Raw genomic sequence first — 24,693 nt, 5'->3', positions numbered from 1 at the left:
AGCCCAGCCGGCGGCTATGGCAAAAACAGATTGCAGGCTTATGCGGCCACTTTACTCTCCCCAGCCTGATAGACCACCTTGCCGTCGACATAGGTGCGGTAAATATTGCGATCGTCCCCTAACGTCATCAATATAAATAGCTGTTCGGCCAGTTCGCGGCTGTTTTCATGGCGCAGCTTTTGCAATGGTGAAACCGCCGGATCGAGCACGACAAAGTCGGCCTCTTTGCCGACGTTGAAGTTGCCGATGTGCGCATCCAGCCCGAGCGCCCGTGCGCCGCCGAGCGTCGCATGATAGAACGCCTCACAGGCAGAAAGTTTATAACGCTGCAATTGCCCCACCTTGTATGCCTCGCCCAGCGTTTGCAGCATATTGAAGGTGGTGCCGGCGCCAACATCGGTACCCACCCCCACCTTCACCCGTTTGTGCCAGGCCTTTTGCATATCGAACAGGCCGCTACCGAGAAACAGATTGGAGGTTGGGCAGAAAGCGATTGATGAATGTGTGTCACACAGGCAACCCCATTCATCCTCTTCCAGATGCAGACAATGGGCAAACACGCTTTTATCGCCGGTTAAGCCATAGTAGTGATACACGTCCAGGTAACCGCTGTGTTCCGGGAACAGGTCTTTCACCCACGCCACTTCATCCGGGTTTTCACTCAAATGGGTGTGCAGGTAAACGTCCGGAAATTCTTCGCGCAGGCGCTGCACCTGGGCCAGCAGTTCCGGGGTGCTGGTCGGCGCGAAACGCGGGGTAATGGCGTAACCCAGCCGCTGTTTGCCGTGCCAGCGTAAAATTAATTCCCGGGTTTGCTGATAGCTTTGCGCCGGGGTCTCCAACAGCGCCTCTGGTGCGTGACGATCCATCATCACCTTGCCGGCGATCAGGCGCATATTCAAACCTGCCGCCTGTTCAAACAGCGCGTTCACCGATTGCGGGTGCACGGTGCCGAATACCAACGCGGTGGTCGTGCCGTTGTTCAACAACTGTTGCAGGAAAAACGCCGACATGCGCGCAGCGTGTTGCTCACAGCCGTACTGGCTCTCCGTTGGGAAGGTGTATTGTTGCAGCCAGGACAACAGTTGTTCGCCGTAAGCGCCAATCATCTCGGTCTGGGGATAATGAATATGGGTGTCGACAAAGCCCGGCACGATCAGCTTGCCGCGGTAATCTACCACCTCAAACCCCGCAGGCAGCAACGTTTCACCCTGCAGCCAACTGCCGTGCCAGACGATAGTGCCGCCATTGAGCAGCAGCAGCCCGTCGGGAATATGCCGTAGCACGTGTTCCAGCTGTTGCGGCTGATCCACACAGGCCGCCATGTCGAAAAAATTGCCACGAATCGCCGTGGTAAAGTGCATGCTCATCTGTTGTTCCTTGTTATGGCTAACCGGTTGTTGTTCTCTGTCTGCACTGACGGTCGATGACCCGCTGCAGATGTTAATAGAAGGTTAGCAATCAACATGCCAGGATATATACCCCTGATTTTTACCATTCAAAAACAATGAGATAAAAACAATAAAAACGGCGATTAAAAATAGCGACGCCGCCGGAAAATAAGCAAACGGTTGCATTTTTCAGGCAACCGTTTGCTTATTTGCGCCGATGAACGGCATGCACCAACACTGGGCATCAGCCCGCTCGCCCAAGAATCAAACATGAAAAACCGCCCATCCCTATGCCTGCTCATAATCGCACCCGGCGTGCTTTTTATGCCGGCACCATTACGCTATGCTCATCATCCTGCGTTAGTTTTGGTTTCGGGGTAGCCCCTAAGACCACTGTAATCTGATGGATATCATTCACGCATGAGCGTATTTACCCGCCTTAACGGCCTGCCACTGCTGGTTGCCGGTGCGATGTTTATGGAAAACCTTGACGGCACGGTAATCGTGACCGCTCTGCCGCAAATGGCGGCGTCTTTTGGCGTGCAGGCCGTTGATATGAACATCGGCGTTTCCGCCTATTTGCTGGCGCTGACGGTGTTTATCCCCGCCAGCGGTTGGATCGCCAACCGTTTCGGCGCACGTAATGTGTTTGCCGCTGCGGTAGTGGCATTCACCCTGGCCTCGGTGCTGTGCGCGCTCAGCATCAGCCTGCCCACTTTCACGGCCGCACGCATTTTGCAGGGGATTGCTGGCGCGCTGATGGTGCCGGTCGGCCGCCTGGTGGTACTGCGTAACACCGCCAAGACGGACCTGATCAAAGCGATTGCCACCATCACCTGGCCGGGACTGGTGGCACCGGTTCTGGGGCCGCCGGTGGGCGGTTTCATTACCACCTATGCTTCATGGCATTGGATTTTTATTCTCAATGTGCCGCTTGGGCTGATCGCATTGTTTTTCACCTGGCGCCTGATCCCGCATGAAGATACGCGCAGCCAAGTTCCATTCGATATGCTGGGCTTTGTGCTTACCGGCGTTGCCTGCTTCGGCCTGATGTTCGGCCTGGATATGATAAGCCACCCGCAGTTGCCGTGGTTGGTGCCAGTGCTGTGCGTTTGCGCCAGCGTGGCGCTCGGCGTGCTGGCGGTATTCCATGCCAAACGCAGCGCTGCCCCGCTGATCGAACTGTGGGCGATGCGGCTAAAAAGTTACGCCGTCACTATTTGGGGCGGTACGCTATTCCGCATCGCCATCGGTGCGGTGCCCTTTCTGCTGCCGCTGATGTTCCAGTTGGCGTTTGGACTAAGTGCCTTTAGCGCCGGGCTACTGGTGCTGACGGTGTTTGCCGGCAACCTGGCGATGAAACCCTTTACCACCGCCATTTTGTATCGCTTCCCGTTCCGCACCACGCTGGTGGTCAACGGCGTGTTGAACGCGGCGGCCATTTTCGCCTGTGCGTTACTCACGCCGCACACGCCGTTCTGGCTGATCGTCATTCTGCTGTTTATCAGCGGCCTGACGCGCTCCATGCAGTTTACCGCGATGAATACGTTGGCGTTTTCTGAAGTGCCGCAGGCAAAGATGAGCGGTGCAAATACCCTTTTTAACATGGCCCAGCAGCTCGGCGGCGGCCTGAGCATCGCCATCGGCGCACTGGCCCTGCGGCTGGCGGAAATGCTATTGCCCGGCGACGGCAACGCGGTACCGTTAGGCGCATTTCAGCTGGCGTTCGTGGCGATCGGCATAATTGCGTTACTGGCGGTGGCCAATGGGCTGACGCTGACCCGCAACGCCGGCGACGTCATCCGCCAACGGATACTGGCGCCGGCCAAGGAGAGCGCAGCAGGCAAGCAGCAACGCGAATAATCACGCCACAAGAAAAATCATTCTCATTGGCGATTAATCAACGTAGTATTAATGATCCGCTCCGTTTTTAACCGGCGCGGATTTTTTGCCTTTATTGGCCTGAAAAGCGAGGTAATAATAATGATATACAGTGACCTTTCTCAGTGCCGCCTGAATACTGACCGGTTGTTAATTGCCCCTTTTACCGCAGCAGACGCCGAAGAGGTTTATCAGGCGATCACCCCTACCCTGACCCGCTATATGAACTTTGAACCGTCGGCTTCGCCCGAAGAGTTCGCCAACGTCTGGCAAGGCTGGCTGCCGTTGATCCGCGAAGGTGAAGAAGCGATCTTCATCGCCCGCCTCTGCGGCAGTAAACAGTTTGTCGGCATGGTCGGCGCGCACAATTTGCAGAGCCAAACGCCGGAGCTGGGGGTTTGGGTGGCAGAAAACCTGCACAACCAGGGCTATGGGCGTGAAATGGTGCACGCCGTCGCCGCCTGGGCCAGCGAGCGCTATCACCCCAAACACTTTGTTTACCCGGTCGCGGAACAAAATACCGCCAGCAGGCGTATTGCGGAAGCGCTGGGTGGCGTTATCAACGGCCGGCGTGACAACATCAAATACGACTGTGTTGTCTATCACCTGCCGCCACAGCATTGATCCCGCTCAGGGCCGCACGTCTGGCCCTGCATTAGCATTCACTTTGCTTTATTATTCGCGTATTCATCATTAGGCAGAACAAGGGATTACCTGTGCAAAAAGACGCAATGCAAGAAATGCTGATTTTAGTCAACAAGGATGACAAGCCGATCGGCGCTGATACCAAGCTGCGGGTTCACCAACTCGGCATGTTACACCGGGCGTTTTCACTGTTCATTTTTGATGAGCAAGGCCGCTTTATGCTGCAACAACGTGCGGCATGCAAATACCACTCCGCCGGGCTGTGGAGCAATACCTGCTGCGGCCATCCGCGCCAGGGGGAAACGCTGGAATCCGCGGCGCACCGCCGTCTGCAGGAAGAAATGGGCTTTGATTGCCCGCTGCAGGAAGTCGCGACGCTGACTTACCGCTCACCGTTGCCCAACGATCTGATCGAGCACGAATACGATCATATTCTGGTTGGCCATTATAACCGGGCTCCCACGCCCAACCCATCTGAAGCCGCCGCTTGGCAATGGCTGGAAGAAACAACGATCGCCGCGCAGTTGCGCCGCCAACCGCAGCGCTACACCATTTGGTTCCAGACCATCTTCCAGCAAACGCCGAGCGCCGAGTTTAAACGCTGGCAGGACGTAGCCAGCGCTGCTGCCCAATCTTAATGCCTTAAATCAGTGAGTTAACAGCACAGAACCCCGTTTTTTTGTCTTGCAGACCATTCCCTCTGCCACTTGGTATAGGATTATGTTAATGGTAGTCAACGGTAAAACAGCTGAGGAACAGGATAATGATCATTTTTGTCACCGGCGCCACCTCCGGTTTTGGTGAAGCAATTGCCCGCAAGTTTATACGTGAAGGCCATCAGGTTATTGGCGCAGGCCGCCGCATCGAACGCCTGCAAACGTTGAAAAACGAATTAGGGGATGCACTGCATATCCTCCGCCTTGACGTGCGTAACCGCGCCGCCATCCAGGAAGCCATCGCCAACCTGCCGGCGGAACTGAAAAATGTCGACGTACTGGTTAACAACGCCGGGCTGGCGTTGGGGCTGGAGCCAGCCTATAAAGCCAATGCAGACGACTGGGAAACCATGATTGATACCAATGCCAAAGGCTTGGTGAACATGACCCGCGCGCTGCTGCCCGAAATGGTGGAACGCAATGTCGGCCATGTGATTAACATCGGTTCAACCGCCGCCAACTGGCCTTATGCCGGCGGCAACGTCTATGGCGCCACCAAAGCCTTCGTCCGCCAGTTCAGCCTGGGGCTGCGGGCGGATCTGCATGGCACCCAGATTCGGGTTACCGATATCGAGCCAGGACTGGTCGGCGGCACAGAATTCTCCAACGTGCGCTTTAAAGGGGATGACGGCAAAGTCAGCAAAACCTATGAAGGCAGCAATGCGTTGACGGCGGAAGATGTGGCGGAAGCCGTGTTCTGGGTGGCGACCCTGCCGGCGCATGTGAATATCAATACGCTGGAAATGATGCCTGTCAGCCAGTCATTCGCCGGGCTGAACGTTTACCGCGGTGCCTGATGCCTTGCCGGCGGCGCCATAGCCGCCGGCCTCAATACGTTCCCTTTCCCCTGCGCCATGATCTCCCTCTCTAAAAAGTAAACGAATGCGGCAGGTAACTGGCATCGCCCAAGATCGTAATGGTATAGTGCCGCCTACGCCCAGTGGCGAGATTATATGGCGTTGTTATCACCGCGCAACGCGAAATCATAAGGATGAATCGATGAAGAAAATGTCTACTCCGTGGTTGCTGCGTGGAATGCTGCCAGCCGCAATGTTGGTGTTTATTGGTGCGTGGCAGGGGCCGGCCGTTGCCGCTACCTGCACACAGGGCAGTACCTGCGTCACCGTCGATGGCAGCGGCAATAGCGCATTAAACAACGAAGCGGCCCGCCAGAACAAAGAGCAGTGGAACGATACGCGTACGCTGCGCAACAAGGTTAATACTCGAACAGAGAAAGAGTTCGACAAGTTCGATAAGGCGATTGATGATGAAGATCGCTGTAACGATAGCACCAACGTCAATGCTTATTGGGAACCCAATACCCGTAAATGCCTGGATCGCCAGACTGGCCGTCGGATTAATCCTTAATCGGCAGGCGAAGGCGCACGTTGGTTAAACTCTGTGATAACAGCTGTTATCCTCAGAAACGGAATTCATGGCAAATAAGGACGGTAGGATGAAAAAAGCGCTTATAGCAAGTGTACTTGTGCTGGCTGCCGCACCGCTGGCCGCTTTTGCGTCATGCGAAAGTGTGAAGGCAGACATCGCCCAGAAGATCATCAATAACGGCGTGCCCGAATCGGGCTTCAAGCTGGATATTGTGGCTAACGATCAGGCCGACCAGGCCGGCGGCCAGGTGGTGGGGCACTGCGAAAACGACACGCAGAAAATTGTCTATACCCGCTTGTCCGGCGATAGCGAAGGCAGTGACGCCGGCCAGGCTAGCGGCGCGCCGCAATAATCCGCTCTCACTCTGGGGCCGTAGCAACGGCCCTTTCTTTTTTGGGCTAATCCCACCGGCTTTCGCCTGCGTAACAATTCTCTGGTTTTCACCGGCACAGACACGCACAATGTACGCATCGCCTTCCCTTTTTCGCTTGCTTTGAAAGACATATGAAACCTTGGGCCCACCTGTACCAATATCGCGCCCTGCTGCGGCGGCTATTTATCGCCATTTTTATTGGCCTGGCCGCCGCACTGGCCGTCTGGGGATTCCATAGCGCCATGCTGCTGCTTGAATGGCTGCTGTTGGATCACAACAGCGGCAGTCTGGTTGCCGCGGCGGCGGCGCTGCCGGGCTGGCGACGGGTTCTGACCCCGGCTCTGGGCGGATTGGCGGCAGGGCTGCTGCTCTGGATCTATCAACGCTATCGCCACCAACGCCCGGCGGCACCAACCGACTACATGGAAGCGATCGAAACCGGCGACGGGCGGCTTGGCGTCAGCGCCAGCCTGGTGAAATGCCTGGCTTCGCTGTTAGTGGTCTCCAGCGGTAGCGCCATCGGCCGTGAAGGGGCGATGATTCTGTTGGCGGCGTTGGTGGCATCGGTATTTGCCCAGCGCTTTACCCACGCGCGGGAATGGAAGCTGTGGGTTGCCTGTGGCGCCGCCGCCGGTATGGCCAGCGCCTATCATGCGCCGCTGGCCGGCAGCCTGTTTATCGCCGAAATCCTCTTTGGCACACTGATGCTAGCCTCTCTGGGGCCGGTGGTGATCTCGGCCGTCAGCGCCCTGCTACTTACCAACCTGCTCAATGGCGGCCAGGCGCCGCTGTATGCCGTCGAAAACCTTCCGGCGCCCTGGCCATTGCAATACCTGCTGATGGCTCTGTTGGGCGTCGTGGCTGGGATTGGTGGGCCGTTGTTCCTGTGGGGGCTGGCGGCCAGCGGGCGTGCTTTTCGCGCGTTGCGCCTGAAGCCGCCGTTTCAGTTGGCGCTCGGCGGGTTGATTGTCGGTTTGCTTTCACTAGTGTTTCCCCAGGCCTGGGGCAATGGTTATAGCGTGGTGCAGGCTCTGCTTTCTGCGCCGCCGGGCGCGTTGCTGGTCAGTGCGATCCTGCTATGTAAACTGCTGGCGGTGCTGGCCAGCAGCGGCTCCGGCGCCCCGGGCGGCGTTTTCACCCCGACGCTGTTTGTCGGCGCGGCTTTGGGGTCGGTCATTGGGCAACTGTGCGCCATGTGGCCGGCGCTGGGTGCCACCACGCCATTGCTAATGGCACTGACCGGGATGGCAACCTTTCTTGCCGCCACGACTCACGCGCCGGTCATGGCCGCGCTAATGGTATTTGAAATGACAGGGGAATATGCCTTGCTGCCGGGGTTTTTGCTTTCTTGCGTGGTAGCCACCACGGTTTCCCGCGGGCTACGACAGGTTTCGGTTTACCACAATGCTTAGGCATTCACGCCCGCGCCAAGGCTGCGGGCGTGAACGAGCTGCACGTTATGCCTCGCGATCGAGCAATGGGGAAATATCCAGGTAGTGCGCCAGCTCGCGCTGCTCGGCACGCGGGAGATACGGGATCTCGCCCAGCAACGGCGCAGGAATACGCAGCTGTAGCGCATCGATGGTTTCGGCATAGTGCGCCAAGCCTGGGTTGATACGGTTGGCTACCCAGCCCAACAGCGGCAGGCCATCGTTAATGATCGATTGCGCTGTCAGCAATGCGTGGCTAACGCAGCCTAATTTAATCCCGACCACCAGGATCACCGGCAGTTGCTCCTGCACCACCCATTCTGCATATGGGCGTAAATCATTCATCAGCACCCGCCAGCCGCCGCTGCCTTCAACCACCACGGTATCAGCCTTGGCGGAAAGCTGCTGCAGGCCACGGCTCATGACATTGTATTCAATATCCTGCGTTGCGTGGGCGTGGAAAACCTCATCCATACAGGTGATAGGATTAACTTCTTCATAAGACAACGGCATGGTTGACGATGCCTGTAAAACCAGAGCGTCTTTATTGCGCACGCCTTCATCAGTTTCCAGGCAGTGCGCCGCAATCGGCTTATACCCTGCCACAGAACGGCCTTGCGCCGCAAAAGCCTGCAACAACGCGCGAGAAACCACAGTTTTACCGACGTCGGTATCCGTACCTGTCACAAATAAACGCTTTAACATGAATGCCCCGGAATACTCCGTTAATAAAAATGATGCTGAATACGCAGACTGAAACCCAGAGATAAAACCCAGCGCCACCACCGTTCACATTGACGGTAAATTTTAGCGTGGCGCAGCGGCCAAAATAGATACAGCCTATGACAGGCAAAAGTCTATGGGATGGCGATCCGAAGCGGATTGAGGTAGCTCAATATTTGTTGTTAAAACAGAAAATGTTATTACGCCTGTTTATTAACCCTGCAACAGTTTCACCAGCAACGAGCCGTTGTATAACGCTTCTTTTACTAGCGCCGCGCCGGGCATCGTGCCCTGATTGAAAAACTGCGTCGAGATCACTTTGATCTGTTCGCTGTAGGCGGGCAGCGACTGCTGACGGATGCAGGAAAGAACGGCCGGGAAAAGAATATCGGCAGCGCGGTTTAACGGCGAACCCACCAGGATTTTTTCCGGATTGAACAGATTAACCATGATCGCCAAAATGCGCCCCACGCTGTGGCCTACGCCAAGAATAACGTCCTTCGCCAATTGATCGCCCGCCAGCGCCGCATCGCACAGCGATTCAACGCTTAACGGCACGCCCTGCAGCATCGAATCTATCGCACCGTTCAGGCGCTGTTGGGTGAGTTCCAGAATACTTTCAATGCTGGCGACGGTTTCCAGGCAACCGTGATTACCGCAGTAACAACGTTTCCCATAGGGATCGACCTGGGTATGGCCAATTTCCACCACGCTGTGGCTGCCGGCATGCAGTACCCTGCCGCCAGAAATAACCCCGGCACCGACGTTGTGGTCGATCACGACCTGAATCACGTTCTGGTTGCCGCGGGAAGCGCCGTACAACGCTTCTGCCATCGTCCAGGCGCTGATGTCATGCTGTATGAACACCGGCAGCCCAGTGCGCTCTTCCAGTACCGGGCCGAGCGGCATTTCGCGCACATCGTAAAACGGCATGCTGTGCACGATGCCGTTGGCGACGTCAATGATGCCCGGTAAAGTGATGGCAATCGCGGTGAGGCGTTCGAGTTTCTGTTGATGGCGGATAAAAAACTGGTCGATTTCAATGACGATCCGCTGCAATAGCGGCTCTGGGTGATCTGCCGCGAGCTCCAGCAGATCTTCAACCACCAAACGGCTGCTGAGATCGCGCAGTGCCAGTGTAATACTGCCCCTGCTGATGCGCACTGAGAGGTAATGCCAGGCTTCGGTATCCAGCACCACCCCCACCGCCGGGCGGCCGCGGCTGCCTATTTCCTGGTATTCGGTTTCTTTCACCAGGTGGGCTTCAAGTAACTCACGCACAATTTTGGTAATGCTGGCTGGCGCGAGTTGCGCGCGTTTTGACAGCTCAATGCGCGAAACAGGCCCCCACAGATCAATCAGCCGATATACGGCACCGGCATTGGTCTGCTTAATCTGGTCAATATGCCCAGGCTTCCCGTCCGCGATCACACGATGCTCCTACTATTTTCGCGCTTCTAAATAAAGATTATTGGCTATGGTGGAGCTTTTATCAGAAGGCGTCAACTGTTTGATTATTTATGTGATTTACAGCACAAATTCGCTATTTCCCGCTGCAGGTAACGCCAATTTGTGCCACTCAAAATTTAGCGGTCAACGCCGCAGCATCAGCGCCTGCAGCGTCTTGGCCGCCGCGGTTAACGGCCGCTGCCGATGGAATACCAGCCACACTTCGGTCAGCGCTTCCGGCTCCGCCAACGGCAGGTAACGAACGCCATCAATTTTAACCCGGGCAAAAGACGCCGGCAGAATAGAAATGCCCAGCCCGGAAGAGACCAGGCCGATGATGGTCATCGCTTCCCCCACTTCCTGGGTAATAAACGGAGTGACCCCTGCGCGGCCAAGCATCGAGAGCGTTTCGTCGTATAGCGCCGTGCCAACTTCACGCGCGAAAAACACGAACGGCTCCTGTGCCAGATGGTGAAAACGCAGCCCACCGGGCGCGATCTGGTTAAGCGGGTGCCCCGCCGGCACCACCGCCACGAGCGGCTCATGCAACAACACCTCATGGCAAAGCGCGTCCGGCAGACGGGTATTGCGCATAACCCCCAGATCCAGTTCGCCGTTCAGCAGTGGGTTCAACTGCTGGCGGGAGTTGATTTCCTGCATTTTGATGTGCACTTCCGGGTGCTGATGGCGAAATGCCCGCAGGCTACGGGCCACGGCGCTAATGAACGGCGCAGAAGAAGTAAAGCCAATGGTCAACTCCCCTATTTCGCCACGCTCAAGGCGCGCGGCCTTTTCTGCCGCTCGGTTTACCTGATCGATAACCTGATAGGCTTCCTTGAGGAACATTTCCCCCGCCTGCGTGAGCGTCACGTTGCGGCTGTTGCGGGACAACAGCCTGGCGCCAACCATTTCTTCCAGCGCCTGAATCTGTTGGCTCAGCGGCGGCTGGGAAATACGCAGCCGCTCTGCGGCGCGGCCAAAGTGCAACTCTTCAGCTACGGTAATGAAATACCGGAGGTGTCTTAGCTCAATATTCATATTTAATACGTATCAATTTTAATTATTAATATATTAGACAAAATAGTACAGGCTACCTATCATTTTCCACACCAACGTAGCACCTATTTAACTCACCCGAAGTTCGGTAAGGAAACACTGTGACAACCCCTCAGCGTTCAGCGGCCGCTATGCCGTCGACGCCGGCCGCCAATGATGACACGGCCCCAGCACCAAAAACCAAACGCGCTTCCCTAAATAGACTCCCTTATATTGAACGTGGCACGCCGCAATTTATGCGCGTGACGTTGGCGCTATTTTCTGCCGGGTTAGCGACCTTCGCCTTGCTCTACTGCGTGCAACCGATATTGCCGGTGTTATCGCAGGATTTTGGTATCTCGCCGGCAGAAAGTAGCCTGTCACTGTCGCTTTCCACCGCGTTATTGGCGATAGGCCTGATGTTCACCGGGCCGCTTTCCGATGCCATCGGCCGCAAATCGGTGATGGTCGTCGCTCTGCTGCTGGCCGCCGTTTGCACGCTAATCTGTGCGTTTATGAGCAGTTGGCAAGGCATCTTGCTGATGCGCGCCTTGATTGGCCTTTCGCTCAGCGGTGTCGCGGCAGTTGGCATGACCTATCTAAGTGAAGAAATCCATCCCAGCTTTGTCGCCTTTTCCATGGGGCTTTATATCAGCGGTAACTCTATCGGCGGCATGAGCGGGCGCCTGATCACCGGTGTGCTGACGGATTTCTTCAGTTGGCGTATTGCCCTGGCGTTCATTGGGCTGTTGGCGTTGGCCGCCGCCTGCATGTTCTGGCGCATTCTGCCCGCTTCACGGCACTTCAGGGCCAGTTCGTTACGCCCGCGCACGCTGCTAATCAATTTTAAACTGCACTGGCACGACAAAGGGCTGCCGTTGTTGTTTGCCGAAGGCTTCTTGCTGATGGGCAGCTTTGTCACGCTGTTCAACTACATTGGCTATCGCCTGCTGGAAAACCCCTATCACTTAAGCCAGGCCGTTGTGGGGTTGCTGTCGGTGGTGTACCTCACTGGTTCATACAGTTCACCGAAGGCCGGCGCACTGACCGCCCGCTTCGGGCGTGGGCCGGTGTTGCGGGCATCTATCCTGATCATGCTGGCCGGCGTGGTGATCACCGCCCTGGCGCCGATTGCCGTGGTGTTTATCGGCATGATGCTGTTCTCCGCGGGCTTTTTCGCTTCCCACTCAGTGGCCAGCAGTTGGATTGGCCGCCGCGCCCGCCGGGCAAAAGGCCAGGCTTCCTCGCTGTACCTGTTCTGTTACTACGCAGGCTCCAGCATCGCCGGGACGTTAGGCGGCGTATTTTGGCACAGCCTTGGCTGGATCGGCGTGGTTGGGTTTATCAGTATTATGCTGCTGCTGGCTCTACTGGTTGTGCATTACCTGAAAAAGTTGCCGGAAGCCGCACGCATCTAATCGCCCTATCTTATGCCGGGGCCAGCCAACCCCCGGCATGACAATTTCTTGCTGTATGACCTGGTTTCCGCTTTATTCCCTGTTTTCACTGTTGCTGATGTTGCCCCCTTTTGTTGATACCCTATAATGTATGTTGTAACTAAAACGGGGTGAGATAATGAGCAAATACGATGTTATAGGCCGCATGAATACCTGTTTCAACACCCTGGAGCAGGAACTGGCGACGTTACAACAACAAATCCTGCCGCTGCGCCTGCTGGCCGCGCGGGTGTTCACCCTGCCAGAAATTGAAAAAGGCAAGGAGCACCAGGAAATTACCCAGATCCCGGTTGAACAACACCTTGGCCAGCAGGCGCGCGATCTGGCGCTGGCGCACTATCAGCGGCTGTTCCTCCACAACAATAAGCAACATATCAGCAGCAAGGCCGCAGTACGCCTGCCCGGCGTGGTGTGCCTGGCGGTGGAACACGCCGACTATCAGGCGTTAACCCAGCGTATCACCACCATTAACCGATTAAAAAAAGAGCTGGAGCACATTATCACCGTGGAATCCGGCCTGGCGCCGGAACAGCGCTTTGATTTTGTGCATACCCATCTGCATGGGCTGCTCACCCTCAGCGCCTACCGGACGCTCACCCTGCTCACTAATCCGGACTCGGTGCGCTTTGGCTGGGCCAACAAGCACATCATCAAGAATGTACGCCGGGACGATATTCTGCGCCAGTTGGAAAAAAGCCAAAAGGCCGGGCGCACCGTGCCGCCCTATAACCGCGAACAGTGGGCTGAAATGGTAGGCCGCGAAATCGCGGATATCGCTCGCCTGCCGCAGCAGGCGGTGTTGAAGATCAAACGGCCGGTCAAAGTACAGCCGATTGCCCGCGTGTGGTATCAGCAGCAGCAAAAACAGGTGCAACACCCCTGCCCGTTACCGCTGCTGGCGCTGTGCCAGGTAGAAAGCGGGCCGCAGATACCGCGCATTGGAGAACTGCTGAATTATGATGCCAATGCAGTAACACACAAATACAAACCTGAAGCCCGCCCGCTGCGGCTATTGATTAAGCGCCTGCATTTATACACCAACGCCTAGGCCGCATTACGATGCGTTATTTAACGCATAAACACGTAGGCGGTGGCGATCGGGATCGATCGCCACAAAAGTATAGCCAAACTCCATTTCTATCGGTGGCTGAATGATTGGCACATTTTTCCCGCACCACTGTTGGTAGAGCGCATCCACCTGCTGCGCGGACGCACACAAGAAACAGAACTCTGCCCCACCGCCACCGGTTTCAGCCGGCGGCACCACCTTATCGCGCTGCCATAACCCCAGTTTGCTCCCGTTATCAAACACAAATAACGCAAAGGTCGGTGAAAGCTCGACCGGCTCCAACGCCAACAGTTGGCGGTAGAAAGCGGCGCTTTTTTCGGGATTGTCGACGTACAACAGGGTAAGGCCTGGGGTATTCATAATGTTCTCCTGATGGATAAAGGCCGGTTGGCCCGATACCCATAGGCTAAACAATCACGTTGTCAGTTTTTGGCAGTAGCGATCCCTTCCTGTTGCCGCCAGTCTTTCAACAGCGCGCGGCGACGACGCGGATAGCGCTGTTCCAGCGCGGTTATTTGCCCAATGCGGTCCAGGCGAAAATGGCGAAATGTCTGGCGGAGTTCGCACCAGGCAACCAGCAGTTGCACCTGTTCAAAATAACCGATAGCAAACGGCCACAGCACCCGCTCGCTGGCGCCGCCTTCAGCATTCACATACTGGATAACGCACTTGCGTTCCTGGCGGATCAAGGCGCGAACCAATACCATCACGTCATCCGCCACCGGGGTGGCGTCCGCAGGCCCGATAAACAGCGTGCTACTGTCTAAATCATCGCGCAATGCGGCGGGCAATACGGCCGCGATCTTGGCTTGCGCATGGTTTGCCGCATCGGCCAATTGGCTGTCGCCACGCCGGCTCACCCAACGAATCCCAAGCACCAAAGCCTCAATTTCCTGCGGTGAAAACATCAGCGGCGGCAGCGTGAACCCAGGCTTCAACAGATAACCAACGCCGGCTTCGCCGCAAATGTCGGCGCCTTGCTGCTGCAGCGTTGCAATATCGCGATACAGAGTGCGCATGCTGACCCCCAGTTCCTGCGCCAGGGTATGGCCGGCGACCGGGTAACGATGCTGCCTGAGCATTTGCATCAACGCTAAAAGGCGCTGGGTACGTGACACCGCATTTTCTCCATAAAAAAGGCCTATGCAGGCGATAATACCTGCCAGCTCAACCCCTCGGTTTAAAGCTGGCGGGCATTATCGCCCCATAGGCCTGTATAACAACAGTTTATTTCTTCAGGCTGCCGACCATATCCTCCGGCCGCACCCATTCATCAAACTGCGCTTCCGTCAGGTAACCAAGCTGCAGCGCCGAGGCTTTCAGGGTCAGCCCTTCTTTGTGCGCCTTCTTGGCAATCTGCGCCGCCTTATCATAGCCGATGTGCGTATTCAGCGCGGTCACCAACATCAACGATTCATTCAGCAACTGGCTGATACGCTCGCGGTTCGGCTGGATCCCCACGGCGCAGTGCTCATTGAAGCCGCTGATACCATCGGCCAGCAAACGAACGGACTGCAGGAAGTTATGGATCACCAGCGGGCGGAACACATTCAGCTCAAAGTTGCCGGATGCGCCGCCGATGTTCACCGCCACGTCATTGCCCAATACCTGGGCGCACAGCATCGTCATGGCTTCGCACTGGGTTGGGTTGACTTTGCCCGGCATGATCGAGCTGCCCGGCTCATTTTCCGGAATGGCGATCTCGCCAATGCCACAGCGCGGGCCGGAAGCCAGCCAGCGCACGTCGTTGGCGATTTTCATCAGCGAAGCCGCCAACCCTTTCAGCGCGCCGTGGCCATGCACCAATGCATCGCAGGTGGCCAGCGCTTCAAACTTGTTGGGCGCCGTGATGAACGGCTGCCCGGTGAGCTCCGCCAGCGCCTTGGCCACCCGCACCGCATATTCTGGGTGGGTATTGAGCCCGGTACCAACCGCCGTTCCACCGAGCGCCAGTTCGCAAATATGCGGAATGCTGGCCTCGATATGCCGAAGATTATGCTCCAGCATGGCGGCCCAGCCGGAGATTTCCTGCCCCAGCGTTAACGGGGTGGCATCTTGCAAGTGGGTACGGCCAATCTTGACGATATCGCTGAACGCGGCGGCCTTATCGTTCAACGTGCTATGTAGCACCTTAAGCTGCGGAATCAACCGTTCGCGCAGGGCGATCACCGCCGCCACGTGCATCGCGGTCGGGAATACGTCATTTGAGCTTTGGCTCTTGTTGACGTCATCGTTCGGGTGCACCCGCCGCCCTTCGCCGCGCTCCCCACCCAACAGCTCGCTGGCGCGGTTAGCCAGCACTTCGTTCATGTTCATGTTGGTTTGGGTACCCGAACCGGTTTGCCAAATCGACAACGGAAACTCGCTTGGGTGTTTGCCCGCCAGCACTTCATCAGCGGCATCGATAATGGCGTGGCCACGCTCCCCCGGCAGCAGGCCAAGATCCATATTCACACTGGCGGCGGCACGTTTGGTCAGCGCCAACGCATGAATCAGTTCGGGCGGCATTTTCTCCGAGGAAATACGGAAATGCTCCAGCGAGCGTTGCGTCTGCGCGCCCCATAGTTGAGCGGCGGGCACTTCAATCGGGCCCATAGTGTCTTTTTCGATACGAACGGCTGCCATTATTGTCTCCTTAGCAGTAGCTAAACGCGCAAGGGCCGGCGGCACGCCTGCCCCGTGACAAACATTCCCAGCATAGTGACATAATAATCATTCGCATTAATAGAGGCGCCTCACAGCATTTTGAGACATCATCTACTTGCACATGGCTAACACTCATTGTTTACTTAGCAACAATTTCCTTATTTAGCAGGCAGTAATCATGCAAAAAATGATCAATACGGTACAAAACTACGCATGGGGCTCCCGCGATGCGCTGACCAACCTGTATGGCATCGCCAATCCGGACGGGAAGCCGATGGCGGAACTGTGGATGGGCGCCCACCCGAAAAGCAGCTCGCGCGTCGCCGGTGATTCTCGTTCGCTGCGGGATATTATAGATGCAGACCAGCCACGGCTGTTGGGCGCGCAAGTCGCCGGACGCTTTGGCGAACTGCCCTTCCTGTTCAAAGTGCTGTGCGCCGATCAACCGTTATCGATCCAGGTACACCCAAGCAAGGCTGCCGCGGAAGTGGGCTTCGCCAAAGAAAACGCCGCCGGTATTCCGCTGGATGCGGCGGAGCGCAACTATAAAGACCCGAACCACAAACCAGAGCTGGTTGTTGCTCTGACGCCATTCCTGGCCATCAATGGCTTTCGTGAACTGGCTGATATCGAAGCCCTGTTGCGGCCGCTTGCCGGCGCTCACCATGATATCGCTGCTTTCCTAAACCAACCGGATACCGCCCACCTCGCCACCTTGTTTGCCAGCCTGCTCAGCATGACCGGTGAGCAAAAAACACGCGCGCTGGGCGTGCTGAAGGCGGCGCTCAACAGCCAGCAAGGCGACCCCTGGGATACCATCCGCTTTATCGCCGGCTTCTACCCGGAAGACAGTGGCCTGTTCTCGCCGCTGTTGCTCAATGTGGTCAAATTAGAGCCGGGCGAAGCCATGTTCCTGTACGCAGAAACCCCGCACGCGTATCTGAAAGGCGTGGCGCTGGAAGTGATGGCCAATTCCGATAACGTGCTGCGCGCCGGCCTGACGCCGAAGTTCATCGATATCCCCGAATTGCTGGCTAATCTGCAGTTTCGCCCGCAGCCAGCCAGGGGGTTGCTCACCCAGCCGGAACAGCGCGGCAATGAGCTGTTCTTCCCGATCCCGGTGGACGACTTTGCCTTTTCACTGCATGAGCTGGCCACGGTGCCGCTGCCGTTAGCGCAAAACAGCGCCGCCATCGTATTTTGCGTTACGGGTGAGGCGGTGTTGGAAAAACAGGGTGAGACGGTGCGCCTGCAACCGGGTGAGTCTTGCTTTATCGGCGCCGACGAGTCCCCTATCACCGTCAGCGGCCAGGGCCGCATTGCTCGCGTGTATAATTTACTGGCGTAATCATCAAGTAAATTTTGCAAATCAGTTGCTATACCACGTGCATTACCTTCACAATTAAACGCCTGCGGGCGTTTTTTTGTTGGCCCATTTAGCCCACACGCCCCGCTCTGGGGCTCTAAAAAGGATGAACAGAACTATGAAAAAATCGTTAGTCGCTGTCAGCGTCATTGTAATTCTTGGCGCAGCATGGACTGGAGCGGCCTGGTACACCGGCAAACTTATCGAACAACGCATGGGCGAAATGGTGGATAACGCCAACGCCCAGTTAAAACAGAATGTGCCGCAACTCGGTATGACGTTGAGCTTCGACAACTACCAGCGTGGGCTGTTCAGCAGCCAGGTGCGCTATGTGTTGCGTAGCAATAACGCCAACGGTGAAGGGCTGTTCAAAGCCGGCGATGAAGTGGTATTACAAGATACTATCGATCACGGCCCGTTCCCGCTGGTGCAGTTGAAAAAGTTCAATCTGATACCCAGCATGGCCTCGGTACATACCCGCCTGGAGAACACTCCTGCGCTGAAAACGCTGTTTGACATCACCAAAGGCCAACCGCTGTTCAGTGCCGATTCGCGCATTTCCTACAGCGGCACCATCTCTACCGTTGCCGAGGTGATCCCGGTTGATTACCAAAAAGATGCGACGTCAGTCAAATTTAGCGGCGCCACCATCAATTCCGAGATCTCGCGGGATATGAAAGGCATGTCGATGAACATCCAGAACGCCAGCACGGTGTTCAGCGGGCCTAACCAGTTTGGCCAGGTCGAGCAGTTCACTTTTCAGGATGTGAAATTAACCGGCAACAACCAGCCGAGTTCGTTAGATATCACTCTGGGCGATCAGCAGTTGTCCGTTAAACAGATGAACGTGGCCATTGACGGTAAAGATACCGTACAGTTGGACGGTTTCAATGTAGTGAGCAAGTTTGGCGAGCAGGAAAGCAACATCAACGGCCAGCTTGACTACACCCTGGATGCGATGAAAGTGCTGGGCAACGATTTCGGCTCCAGCAAGCTCACGATCAAAATCGACCGGCTGGACGGCCAATCAGTAAAAGCCTTCTCTGAGAACTACAACAAACAGGCGTTGGCTCTGCTGCAGAAAAGCAACGAACTGGATAAAACCGAGTACCAACGGCAGGCAACGGATACCCTGCTGCAAAACCTGCCGCTGTTGCTGAAAGGCAACCCGTCAGTCAGCATCGCCCCGCTGAGCTGGAAAAACAGCAAGGGCGAAAGCAATTTCACCCTGAAGCTGGATCTGGCCGATCCAACCCAGGCAGGCACCAGCACGGCGGCGCAAAATCAGCCGTTGGCGAACGCGGTGAAAACCGTGGACGCTAAGCTGAGCATTCCTGTCGCCATGGCGACGGAAACCACTGCGCAAGCCGCGCGTTTGCAAGGCTACAACGCAGACGAAGCCCAAAAGCTGGCGCAGCAGCAAGTGCAAGGGCTGGCGGCTATGGGGCAAATGTTCAAACTGACCACCTTGAAGGACGACGTGATCGGCAGCAGCTTCCACTATGCCGATAATCAGGTGGATCTGAACGGCAATAAAATGACGCTGCAGGAATTCATTGGCCTGTTCGGCCTGATGTCCGGCCCAGCGCAGCAGTAACCTTCCCCACCCCGGCGTTTAGCCGGGGTTTACCCCATACACGGCATCACGAATCTGCATCGTATATTGGCCGTTCATCCCCTCATAAGCCGTGTTGGTTAACGCCACCACGCTCAACTGTGCAACCGGATCGATAAACCAACTGCTGCCATACACGCCGCCCCATTGCAGGGTGCCGTTATGCTGCGGCGTTGCCGCCCGTTGCGCATCCGCCAACAGCGCGCCGCCAAAACCGAAGCCCCAGCCGGGCCCCATCACTTCGGCCTCTGGCCCTACGTGCGGTTGGCGCATCAGTTCGGCGGTCTCTGGCCGGAGCACGTTACCACCGGTGCGCAGCGCTTCCAGCAGCGCCAGAACATCTTGTGCACAGCCCACCATGCCGGCACCGCCGGAAGGATACGCTGCGGCATCCAGCGCACGCGAAGGCGCAAACTCCACAATACTGTCAAAATCAGGCGGAATGGGCAGCTTAATGCCGTCATACATCAGTTGCGGGCCGGTTGCGCTGTTATAGTAGGCCGTTGCCAGATTCGCCGCATTATCCGTGCTAAAGCCGGTGTTGCTCAGCCCAAGCGGCTGTGCCACCCATTGCTCAAACACCTGGGGCAATGGCAAACCTGCCACCCGTTCCAGCACCGCCCCGAGTACATCGATCGCCAATGAATAATTGAACATTTGGCCCGGCTCTGCCAGCAAAGGTGCGCAGCTCAGACGGCGCAGGTTTTGCTCCAGGCTAAGCGACGATGGATCCAGGCCATCCTCCACGCCCAGCGCGTGGTAAGGCCCATCAGGCGGCTGATGGAAGCGGTAATCCAGCCCGGCGGTGTGGGTTAGCAATTGGCGAATGGTTATCGCTGGGCGCCGGCCATCCGGCAACGCCGGGGTAAACCAGGGCAACCACTGGCTGACCGTATCACTCAGCGCCAGTTTTTGTTGCTCGATCATCCGCATAGCCGCCAGCGTGGTGAACGGCTTGGAAACGGAAGCCAGCCGGAATTGCGTTGTGAGCTGCATCGCCTGCTGCCGCTCGCGATCGGCATCACCACAAGCCTCGGCGCAAACCAATGCCCCCGCGCGCGCCACCAGCACCACGCTGCCGACCAGGCGCCCTTCCGCCAGTGCCTGCTGATTGGCGTACCGTATGCGCGCCGCTAAACGCTCATCTTCATTGTGCATCTGCTGCTCCATCAATCGATAATGCCATTATTTTACAAGGCGCATCAGAAAGTTAAAGGCATAAACCATCAGATAGCCGGGTTGAAGTTTATACTGAATGTGACATAAGCGTTTACTGCTTATTTGAAGAAATTCTTTATCCCGGAGCTTGACGGCCAATCTTGCGAAAATGCACAACGAGTATGCTTTTTAACCTATTGCATTTACGGAGGAATTATCTGTTCAGAAAAGGATCTGATTAAGATCCTTTTTTGTTGGTAACAGGTTCTCTCTCACCCAGCATTGGTGCGTTCGTTCCAAGAGGCGCGGCACAGAATGTTATTATGCCTTTCAGCAAGAGCATAAAACGCTTGAGCTGCCTAGTGCTGGCATTGTGCGCAATTAACGTGATAAACATCACTTTTTTATGCAACATGATGGATATTTTCATCCATTTGTTTTTATACTGCTCTGCACTTTACCCACACCAAAACGACGAGTGCACATCATGATTGACTCCCGCCTACCGCTTACCGATATCCACCGCCATCTTGACGGCAACATCCGTGCGAACACCATTCTTGAACTTGGTCGCCAGTTTGCTATGGATCTGCCGGCCGAAGATCTGGAGGCGTTGCGCCCGCATGTGCAAGTGACCCATACCGAGCCGGATCTGGTGAGCTTCCTGCAAAAGCTGGATTGGGGCGTGGCGGTGCTGGGTGATTTGGATGCCTGCCGCCGCGTGGCCTACGAAAACGTTGAGGATGCGGTCAACGCCGGGCTGCATTATGCGGAACTGCGCTTTTCGCCCTACTACATGGCGATGAAGCACCAGTTGCCGGTGGCCGGCGTGGTTGAAGCGGTGATCGACGGGATCCGTTCCGGCTGCCGTGATCATGATATTGATGTGCGCCTGATCGGCATCCTGAGCCGGACCTTCGGTGAACAGGCCTGCCTGCAAGAGCTGGAAGGCTTACTGGCGCACCGCGACGGCATTACCGCGCTGGATTTGGCCGGCGATGAGCTGGGCTTTCCCGGCACGCGGTTCCTGAGCCACTTCAAGCGCGCCCGCGACGCCGGGCTGCGGATCACTGTGCACGCAGGCGAAGCCGCCGGCCCGGAAAGCATCTGGCAGGCGATTCGTGAGCTGGGCGCCGAACGCATCGGCCACGGCGTAAAAGCGATCCAGGATCCGGCATTGATGGATTACCTGGCGGCGCAGGGCATCGGCATTGAATCCTGCCTGACGTCCAATATCCAAACCAGCACCGTGCCTTCCCTTGCGCAGCATCCACTGGCCCAATTCCTGCGCCATGGGGTAACTGCATCAATCAACACTGACGATCCCGCGGTTCAGGGCATTGAGATCGAACACGAATACCGTATCGCCGCCCCGCAGGCAGGGCTAACGCAGCAAGAAATCCGCATCGCACAGAAAAACGGCCTGAAAATGGCATTTCTGAGCGAACAGGAAAAGCAGGCGCTGCGCGCCAAAGTGCAAGGCTGATTTAATGGCGCATCAGGGGTGTATGCCCCTGATGGCTATTGCGCGGTTAACGGCGGCAGCGTCCCCTGCTCACGCCAACACCGTTCCAGATAAGCCACCAGCGCCATCACCCGCGCATTGCCGCGGCGATCGGCCTGATAGACCAGATGCAACGGCATAATCGGCAAATGGTACGTCGGCAAGACCGGCCGCACGCTGCCCGCCTCAAGTTCTTTGCGAAACAGCCAAGGTTGCGCAAAACAGATCCCCATATCGGCCAACACGGCGGCGCGCAGCCCTTCTGAACTATTGCAACTCAACTGCCCATTGACCAAAAAGGTGGAAACCTGATCCTGCCGTTGTAACGTCCAAAAGCGTTGCCGCCCGCTGGCATTCTGATAAGTAATACAGGCGTGTTCGGCCAACTCGTCGGGCGACTGGGGGCAACCACGGGCCGCCAGATACGATGCGGAGGCAAATAATCGGCTGGGTATCCGCGCCAACGGGCGGGCTATCGCCCCTTCCGGCAACAGTTGGCCAAAGCGGAAGGCAACGTCAATGCCGGATTGCAACAGATCGACAATATCGTCGCTGAGCTGTACTTCAACTTTCAGCGCGGGGTGCCTGTCAAGAAAGCCGCTCAGGTATGGCAGAATTTCCAGTCGGCCGAACGCCGCCGCAACGCTCAGCACTCCGGATAAACGCTCCGCGGCGGCATTGAATTGATTTTCTGCCTCATCCAATGCCGCTATCGCTTTCCGGCATGCCTGATAATAGCTTAGCCCTTCCTGCGTTGGCACCACGTGGCGCGTGCTGCGGGTTAACAACGCCATGCCCAGACTTTGCTCCAGCTTGCGAATTTGCTTACTGATCGTGGGCTGCGACAACCCCATTTCGCGCGCTACGGCGGAAAAACTGCCGCGCTCGATAACCCGAATGAATATCCGCAGCGCTAATAATCCCTCCATATCCCCCCATTTATGCCAATAGAGAATGAATCATATACCCTGGCGCTAACTTATCATGCCGCATAAAACCAGAGAAACTGCATTTCCATCACAAAGTACCCGTGTCATTTAATGAGGAATCAGCATGAATCTATTCTCTGGAAAGGTGGCGGCAATTACTGGCGGAAGCAACGGCATCGGCCTGGCTGCAGCGAAATTGTTGCGCCAACAGGGCGCTAACGTCGCTGTCTGCGGGCAAAACCAACCCAGGCTGGCGCAAGCGGAAAGTGAATTGGGGGTCATGGCCTGCCAAACCGATGTTAGCGATACGCAACAATTAGCCGCCTTTTATGCCGCGACGGCCGAACGTTTCGGCCCTATCGATGTTTTGTTGGTTAACGCTGGGGTATTTGAAAGCCGGCCGTTGGCTGAGGTGGACGAAGCGTTTTTCGATTGGCAATTCCGCGTTAATACCAAAGGCGCCTATTTTTCCGTGCAACAGGCCCTGCCTTACTTGCTCGATGGCAGCGCGATTGTGCTGACCAGTTCAATGGTGCATTCTGCCGGTTGGCCGGGGTGCAGCGTCTATGCCGCCAGTAAAGCCGCCGTGCGCTCACTGGCGCGCAGCTTCGCCGCTGAACTGGCCGTGCGAAATATCCGCGTGAACTCGCTGTCGCCCGGCGTCACGCAGACGGCCATGCTAGAATGGCCGGCCATGACGCCGGAACAACGCAGTGCCGGCCACGAGGCGCTGCGGGCGCGTACCCCGCTCGGGCGTTTCGCTGCCCCGGAGCAAATAGCGCAAGCAATGTTGTTCCTGGCCAGCCCCGACGGCTATATGACCGGCGGCGATGTATTGGTGGACGGCGGCATCACCACGCTGTAATTCCCGCAGGCTGCGACGCATGTCGCAGCCTGGCGTCAGGCCGCTTTTGCCTCTTCGGCCGCCGCCTGTGCGGCGGTTTTGCGCGCATAACGCTGCGCCAGAACCGCGCAGACCATCAACTGCACCTGGTGGAAAATCATCAACGGCAACACCATGGCGCCCACGGCGGCCACCGGGAACAGCACGTTAGCCATTGGTACCCCGTTCGCCAGGCTCTTTTTCGAACCGCAGAATACGATGGTGATCTCATCGGCGGTATTGAAGCCCAACCAGCGTGCGGCATAGGTGTTCACCACCAGCACAATCGTCAGCAGCACCAGCGACATCACCAAAATCACCAACAGTGACCAGCCATCAATCTGGTGCCAAATGCCTTCCACCACCGCGGCGCTGAAAGCGGTATACACCACCAGAAGAATTGATGATCGGTCAGTGATATTGATCATCTTGCGATGGCGATCAACCCATTTCCCGATCAGCGGCCGCGCCAGGTGGCCAATGACAAACGGCACCATCAGTTGCAAAATAATCGCGCCAATCGCATGCCACACATCGATATTGCCGTCCTGGGTGTGCATCAGCGCACCCACCAGCAATGGTGACAGGAAAACCCCCAAAATGCTGGATGCCGACGCGCTGCAAACCGCCGCCGCCACGTTACCGCCGGCTGCAGAGGTAAAGGCAATCGCCGATTGCACGGTTGCCGGCAAGGCACACAGATACAGGAAGCCAAGGTAAACCGTAGGCGACATCACCCCCGGCACCAGCAGGTTCATCGCCAGCCCCAGTAATGGAAACAGCGCAAAGGTACTGAGGAATACCACCAGATGCAGTTTCCAGTGCCCCATGCCGGCCATAATCGCCTGACGCGACAGCTTGGCGCCGTGCATAAAGAACAGCAGCGCGATCGCCACCGTGGTCAGGCGATCGAAAAAGACTTTCCAGATCCCTTCACAGGGGAAAATGGAGGCGATGATCACCACCATGACCATCACCAATAAAAATTTATCAATGCGCAAGCGCTGCAGCCAGGACATGTATCGTTTTTCCTC

At 56.6% G+C, this 24,693-nt stretch carries 23 protein-coding genes; 13 read left to right on the top strand and 10 right to left on the bottom strand.

The window, feature by feature from the left end; all coding sequences use genetic code 11:
- Positions 1-38: 38 nt before the first annotated feature.
- Positions 39-1,370 (bottom strand): guanine deaminase, encoded by a 1,332-nt coding sequence (gene guaD, locus AC559G_RS17535; RefSeq protein ID WP_498913482.1) that lies wholly within the window; start codon positions 1,368-1,370, stop codon positions 39-41.
- A gap of 441 nt (positions 1,371-1,811) precedes the next feature.
- On the opposite strand from guaD, the gene AC559G_RS17530 reads away from it, so the two are divergent.
- The 7 genes from AC559G_RS17530 to clcB all read left to right on the top strand — a co-directional run bounded on the left by AC559G_RS17530 (position 1,812) and on the right by clcB (position 7,807).
- Positions 1,812-3,254, top strand: a complete 1,443-nt coding sequence (locus AC559G_RS17530) for an MFS transporter (RefSeq protein ID WP_498913480.1) — start codon at positions 1,812-1,814, stop codon at positions 3,252-3,254.
- Positions 3,255-3,374: 120 nt separating this feature from the next.
- Positions 3,375-3,896, top strand: a complete 522-nt coding sequence (locus AC559G_RS17525) for a GNAT family N-acetyltransferase (RefSeq protein WP_462616246.1) — start codon at positions 3,375-3,377, stop codon at positions 3,894-3,896.
- Positions 3,897-4,003: 107 nt separating this feature from the next.
- Positions 4,004-4,555, top strand: coding sequence for an isopentenyl-diphosphate Delta-isomerase (idi, locus tag AC559G_RS17520; RefSeq protein ID WP_498913664.1), 552 nt, complete (start codon positions 4,004-4,006; stop codon positions 4,553-4,555).
- Positions 4,556-4,680: 125 nt separating this feature from the next.
- The gene (gene ydfG, locus AC559G_RS17515) at positions 4,681-5,430 is read left to right on the top strand and encodes a bifunctional NADP-dependent 3-hydroxy acid dehydrogenase/3-hydroxypropionate dehydrogenase YdfG (protein WP_438599612.1); all 750 of its coding nucleotides are present in this window, start codon (positions 4,681-4,683) and stop codon (positions 5,428-5,430) included.
- A gap of 238 nt (positions 5,431-5,668) precedes the next feature.
- Positions 5,669-6,001, top strand: a complete 333-nt coding sequence (locus AC559G_RS17510; protein WP_498913662.1) for a DUF1283 family protein — start codon at positions 5,669-5,671, stop codon at positions 5,999-6,001.
- Positions 6,002-6,089: 88 nt separating this feature from the next.
- Positions 6,090-6,374, top strand: a complete 285-nt coding sequence (locus AC559G_RS17505) for a DUF1161 domain-containing protein (protein ID WP_498913477.1) — start codon at positions 6,090-6,092, stop codon at positions 6,372-6,374.
- Positions 6,375-6,526: 152 nt separating this feature from the next.
- Positions 6,527-7,807 (top strand): voltage-gated chloride channel family protein, encoded by a 1,281-nt coding sequence (gene clcB / locus AC559G_RS17500; protein WP_498913475.1) that lies wholly within the window; start codon positions 6,527-6,529, stop codon positions 7,805-7,807.
- A gap of 45 nt (positions 7,808-7,852) precedes the next feature.
- Here clcB and bioD read toward each other — a convergent pair whose 3' ends face one another.
- From bioD to AC559G_RS17485, 3 genes are all read right to left on the bottom strand, one after another.
- A complete protein-coding gene (bioD, locus tag AC559G_RS17495) occupies positions 7,853-8,530 on the bottom strand; it encodes a dethiobiotin synthase (protein WP_095848645.1) in 678 nt (225 codons plus the stop codon).
- 231 nt (positions 8,531-8,761) lie between these two features.
- Positions 8,762-9,979: a sugar metabolism global transcriptional regulator Mlc gene (gene mlc, locus AC559G_RS17490; RefSeq protein WP_498913472.1), complete on the bottom strand. Its 1,218-nt coding sequence runs from the start codon at positions 9,977-9,979 to the stop codon at positions 8,762-8,764.
- 162 nt (positions 9,980-10,141) lie between these two features.
- Complete coding sequence (locus AC559G_RS17485; RefSeq protein WP_121552661.1) at positions 10,142-11,035, bottom strand: LysR family transcriptional regulator; 894 nt, start codon at positions 11,033-11,035, stop codon at positions 10,142-10,144.
- Positions 11,036-11,184: 149 nt separating this feature from the next.
- Here AC559G_RS17485 and AC559G_RS17480 point away from each other — a divergent pair, with 149 nt between their 5' ends.
- Positions 11,185-12,450, top strand: coding sequence for an MFS transporter (locus tag AC559G_RS17480; RefSeq protein ID WP_498913660.1), 1,266 nt, complete (start codon positions 11,185-11,187; stop codon positions 12,448-12,450).
- A gap of 157 nt (positions 12,451-12,607) precedes the next feature.
- Positions 12,608-13,537: a DNA replication terminus site-binding protein gene (gene tus, locus AC559G_RS17475; RefSeq protein WP_498913470.1), complete on the top strand. Its 930-nt coding sequence runs from the start codon at positions 12,608-12,610 to the stop codon at positions 13,535-13,537.
- 6 nt (positions 13,538-13,543) lie between these two features.
- Here tus and AC559G_RS17470 read toward each other — a convergent pair whose 3' ends face one another.
- The 3 genes from AC559G_RS17470 to fumC all read right to left on the bottom strand — a co-directional run bounded on the left by AC559G_RS17470 (position 13,544) and on the right by fumC (position 16,183).
- Entirely contained in the window at positions 13,544-13,918 is a 375-nt protein-coding gene (locus AC559G_RS17470; protein ID WP_498913467.1) for a VOC family protein, read from the bottom strand.
- A 62-nt stretch (positions 13,919-13,980) separates the two neighbouring features.
- Positions 13,981-14,676, bottom strand: coding sequence for a helix-turn-helix transcriptional regulator (locus AC559G_RS17465; RefSeq protein WP_498913465.1), 696 nt, complete (start codon positions 14,674-14,676; stop codon positions 13,981-13,983).
- A gap of 109 nt (positions 14,677-14,785) precedes the next feature.
- Positions 14,786-16,183 (bottom strand): class II fumarate hydratase, encoded by a 1,398-nt coding sequence (fumC, locus tag AC559G_RS17460; protein ID WP_498913463.1) that lies wholly within the window; start codon positions 16,181-16,183, stop codon positions 14,786-14,788.
- 199 nt (positions 16,184-16,382) lie between these two features.
- Between fumC and manA the strand changes: the two genes are divergently transcribed.
- Together manA and AC559G_RS17450 are read left to right on the top strand one after the other, a co-directional pair.
- Positions 16,383-17,552, top strand: coding sequence for a mannose-6-phosphate isomerase (gene manA / locus AC559G_RS17455; RefSeq protein WP_498913461.1), 1,170 nt, complete (start codon positions 16,383-16,385; stop codon positions 17,550-17,552).
- A gap of 136 nt (positions 17,553-17,688) precedes the next feature.
- Complete coding sequence (locus AC559G_RS17450) at positions 17,689-19,167, top strand: YdgA family protein (RefSeq protein WP_498913459.1); 1,479 nt, start codon at positions 17,689-17,691, stop codon at positions 19,165-19,167.
- Between the two features lie 18 nt (positions 19,168-19,185).
- Here AC559G_RS17450 and AC559G_RS17445 read toward each other — a convergent pair whose 3' ends face one another.
- Positions 19,186-20,343, bottom strand: coding sequence for a serine hydrolase domain-containing protein (locus AC559G_RS17445; protein ID WP_498913457.1), 1,158 nt, complete (start codon positions 20,341-20,343; stop codon positions 19,186-19,188).
- Between the two features lie 487 nt (positions 20,344-20,830).
- Here AC559G_RS17445 and add point away from each other — a divergent pair, with 487 nt between their 5' ends.
- Positions 20,831-21,829, top strand: coding sequence for an adenosine deaminase family protein (gene add, locus AC559G_RS17440; RefSeq protein WP_498913455.1), 999 nt, complete (start codon positions 20,831-20,833; stop codon positions 21,827-21,829).
- Between the two features lie 35 nt (positions 21,830-21,864).
- On the opposite strand, the gene AC559G_RS17435 is transcribed toward add, so the two are convergent.
- Entirely contained in the window at positions 21,865-22,776 is a 912-nt protein-coding gene (locus tag AC559G_RS17435) for a LysR family transcriptional regulator (protein WP_498913453.1), read from the bottom strand.
- 124 nt (positions 22,777-22,900) lie between these two features.
- Between AC559G_RS17435 and AC559G_RS17430 the strand changes: the two genes are divergently transcribed.
- Positions 22,901-23,641: an SDR family NAD(P)-dependent oxidoreductase gene (locus tag AC559G_RS17430; RefSeq protein ID WP_498913451.1), complete on the top strand. Its 741-nt coding sequence runs from the start codon at positions 22,901-22,903 to the stop codon at positions 23,639-23,641.
- 35 nt (positions 23,642-23,676) lie between these two features.
- Here the strand turns inward: AC559G_RS17430 and AC559G_RS17425 are convergent, their stop codons facing one another.
- Positions 23,677-24,678, bottom strand: coding sequence for a bile acid:sodium symporter family protein (locus AC559G_RS17425; protein WP_498913449.1), 1,002 nt, complete (start codon positions 24,676-24,678; stop codon positions 23,677-23,679).
- Positions 24,679-24,693: the final 15 nt, after the last annotated feature.

It is taken from the genome of Gibbsiella greigii, from assembly GCF_039540155.1.
Lineage (GTDB): Bacteria > Pseudomonadota > Gammaproteobacteria > Enterobacterales > Enterobacteriaceae > Gibbsiella > Gibbsiella quercinecans.
The sequence above is the reverse complement of the archived record's forward strand: the minus strand, read 5'-3'. Positions and strand labels throughout refer to the sequence as shown.

What these genes read in the sequence shown, in the direction of transcription:
- guaD (WP_498913482.1), bottom strand. Translation starts at nt 1,370, where the DNA reads ATGAGCATGCACTTTACCACGGCGATTCGTGGCAATTTTTTCGACATG.
- AC559G_RS17530 (WP_498913480.1), top strand. Translation starts at nt 1,812, where the DNA reads ATGAGCGTATTTACCCGCCTTAACGGCCTGCCACTGCTGGTTGCCGGT.
- AC559G_RS17525 (WP_462616246.1), top strand. Translation starts at nt 3,375, where the DNA reads ATGATATACAGTGACCTTTCTCAGTGCCGCCTGAATACTGACCGGTTG.
- idi (WP_498913664.1), top strand. Translation starts at nt 4,004, where the DNA reads ATGCAAGAAATGCTGATTTTAGTCAACAAGGATGACAAGCCGATCGGC.
- ydfG (WP_438599612.1), top strand. Translation starts at nt 4,681, where the DNA reads ATGATCATTTTTGTCACCGGCGCCACCTCCGGTTTTGGTGAAGCAATT.
- AC559G_RS17510 (WP_498913662.1), top strand. Translation starts at nt 5,669, where the DNA reads ATGCTGCCAGCCGCAATGTTGGTGTTTATTGGTGCGTGGCAGGGGCCG.
- AC559G_RS17505 (WP_498913477.1), top strand. Translation starts at nt 6,090, where the DNA reads ATGAAAAAAGCGCTTATAGCAAGTGTACTTGTGCTGGCTGCCGCACCG.
- clcB (WP_498913475.1), top strand. Translation starts at nt 6,527, where the DNA reads ATGAAACCTTGGGCCCACCTGTACCAATATCGCGCCCTGCTGCGGCGG.
- bioD (WP_095848645.1), bottom strand. Translation starts at nt 8,530, where the DNA reads ATGTTAAAGCGTTTATTTGTGACAGGTACGGATACCGACGTCGGTAAA.
- AC559G_RS17485 (WP_121552661.1), bottom strand. Translation starts at nt 11,035, where the DNA reads ATGAATATTGAGCTAAGACACCTCCGGTATTTCATTACCGTAGCTGAA.
- AC559G_RS17480 (WP_498913660.1), top strand. Translation starts at nt 11,185, where the DNA reads ATGCCGTCGACGCCGGCCGCCAATGATGACACGGCCCCAGCACCAAAA.
- tus (WP_498913470.1), top strand. Translation starts at nt 12,608, where the DNA reads ATGAGCAAATACGATGTTATAGGCCGCATGAATACCTGTTTCAACACC.
- AC559G_RS17470 (WP_498913467.1), bottom strand. Translation starts at nt 13,918, where the DNA reads ATGAATACCCCAGGCCTTACCCTGTTGTACGTCGACAATCCCGAAAAA.
- fumC (WP_498913463.1), bottom strand. Translation starts at nt 16,183, where the DNA reads ATGGCAGCCGTTCGTATCGAAAAAGACACTATGGGCCCGATTGAAGTG.
- manA (WP_498913461.1), top strand. Translation starts at nt 16,383, where the DNA reads ATGCAAAAAATGATCAATACGGTACAAAACTACGCATGGGGCTCCCGC.
- AC559G_RS17450 (WP_498913459.1), top strand. Translation starts at nt 17,689, where the DNA reads ATGAAAAAATCGTTAGTCGCTGTCAGCGTCATTGTAATTCTTGGCGCA.
- AC559G_RS17445 (WP_498913457.1), bottom strand. Translation starts at nt 20,343, where the DNA reads ATGCACAATGAAGATGAGCGTTTAGCGGCGCGCATACGGTACGCCAAT.
- add (WP_498913455.1), top strand. Translation starts at nt 20,831, where the DNA reads ATGATTGACTCCCGCCTACCGCTTACCGATATCCACCGCCATCTTGAC.
- AC559G_RS17435 (WP_498913453.1), bottom strand. Translation starts at nt 22,776, where the DNA reads ATGGAGGGATTATTAGCGCTGCGGATATTCATTCGGGTTATCGAGCGC.
- AC559G_RS17430 (WP_498913451.1), top strand. Translation starts at nt 22,901, where the DNA reads ATGAATCTATTCTCTGGAAAGGTGGCGGCAATTACTGGCGGAAGCAAC.
- AC559G_RS17425 (WP_498913449.1), bottom strand. Translation starts at nt 24,678, where the DNA reads ATGTCCTGGCTGCAGCGCTTGCGCATTGATAAATTTTTATTGGTGATG.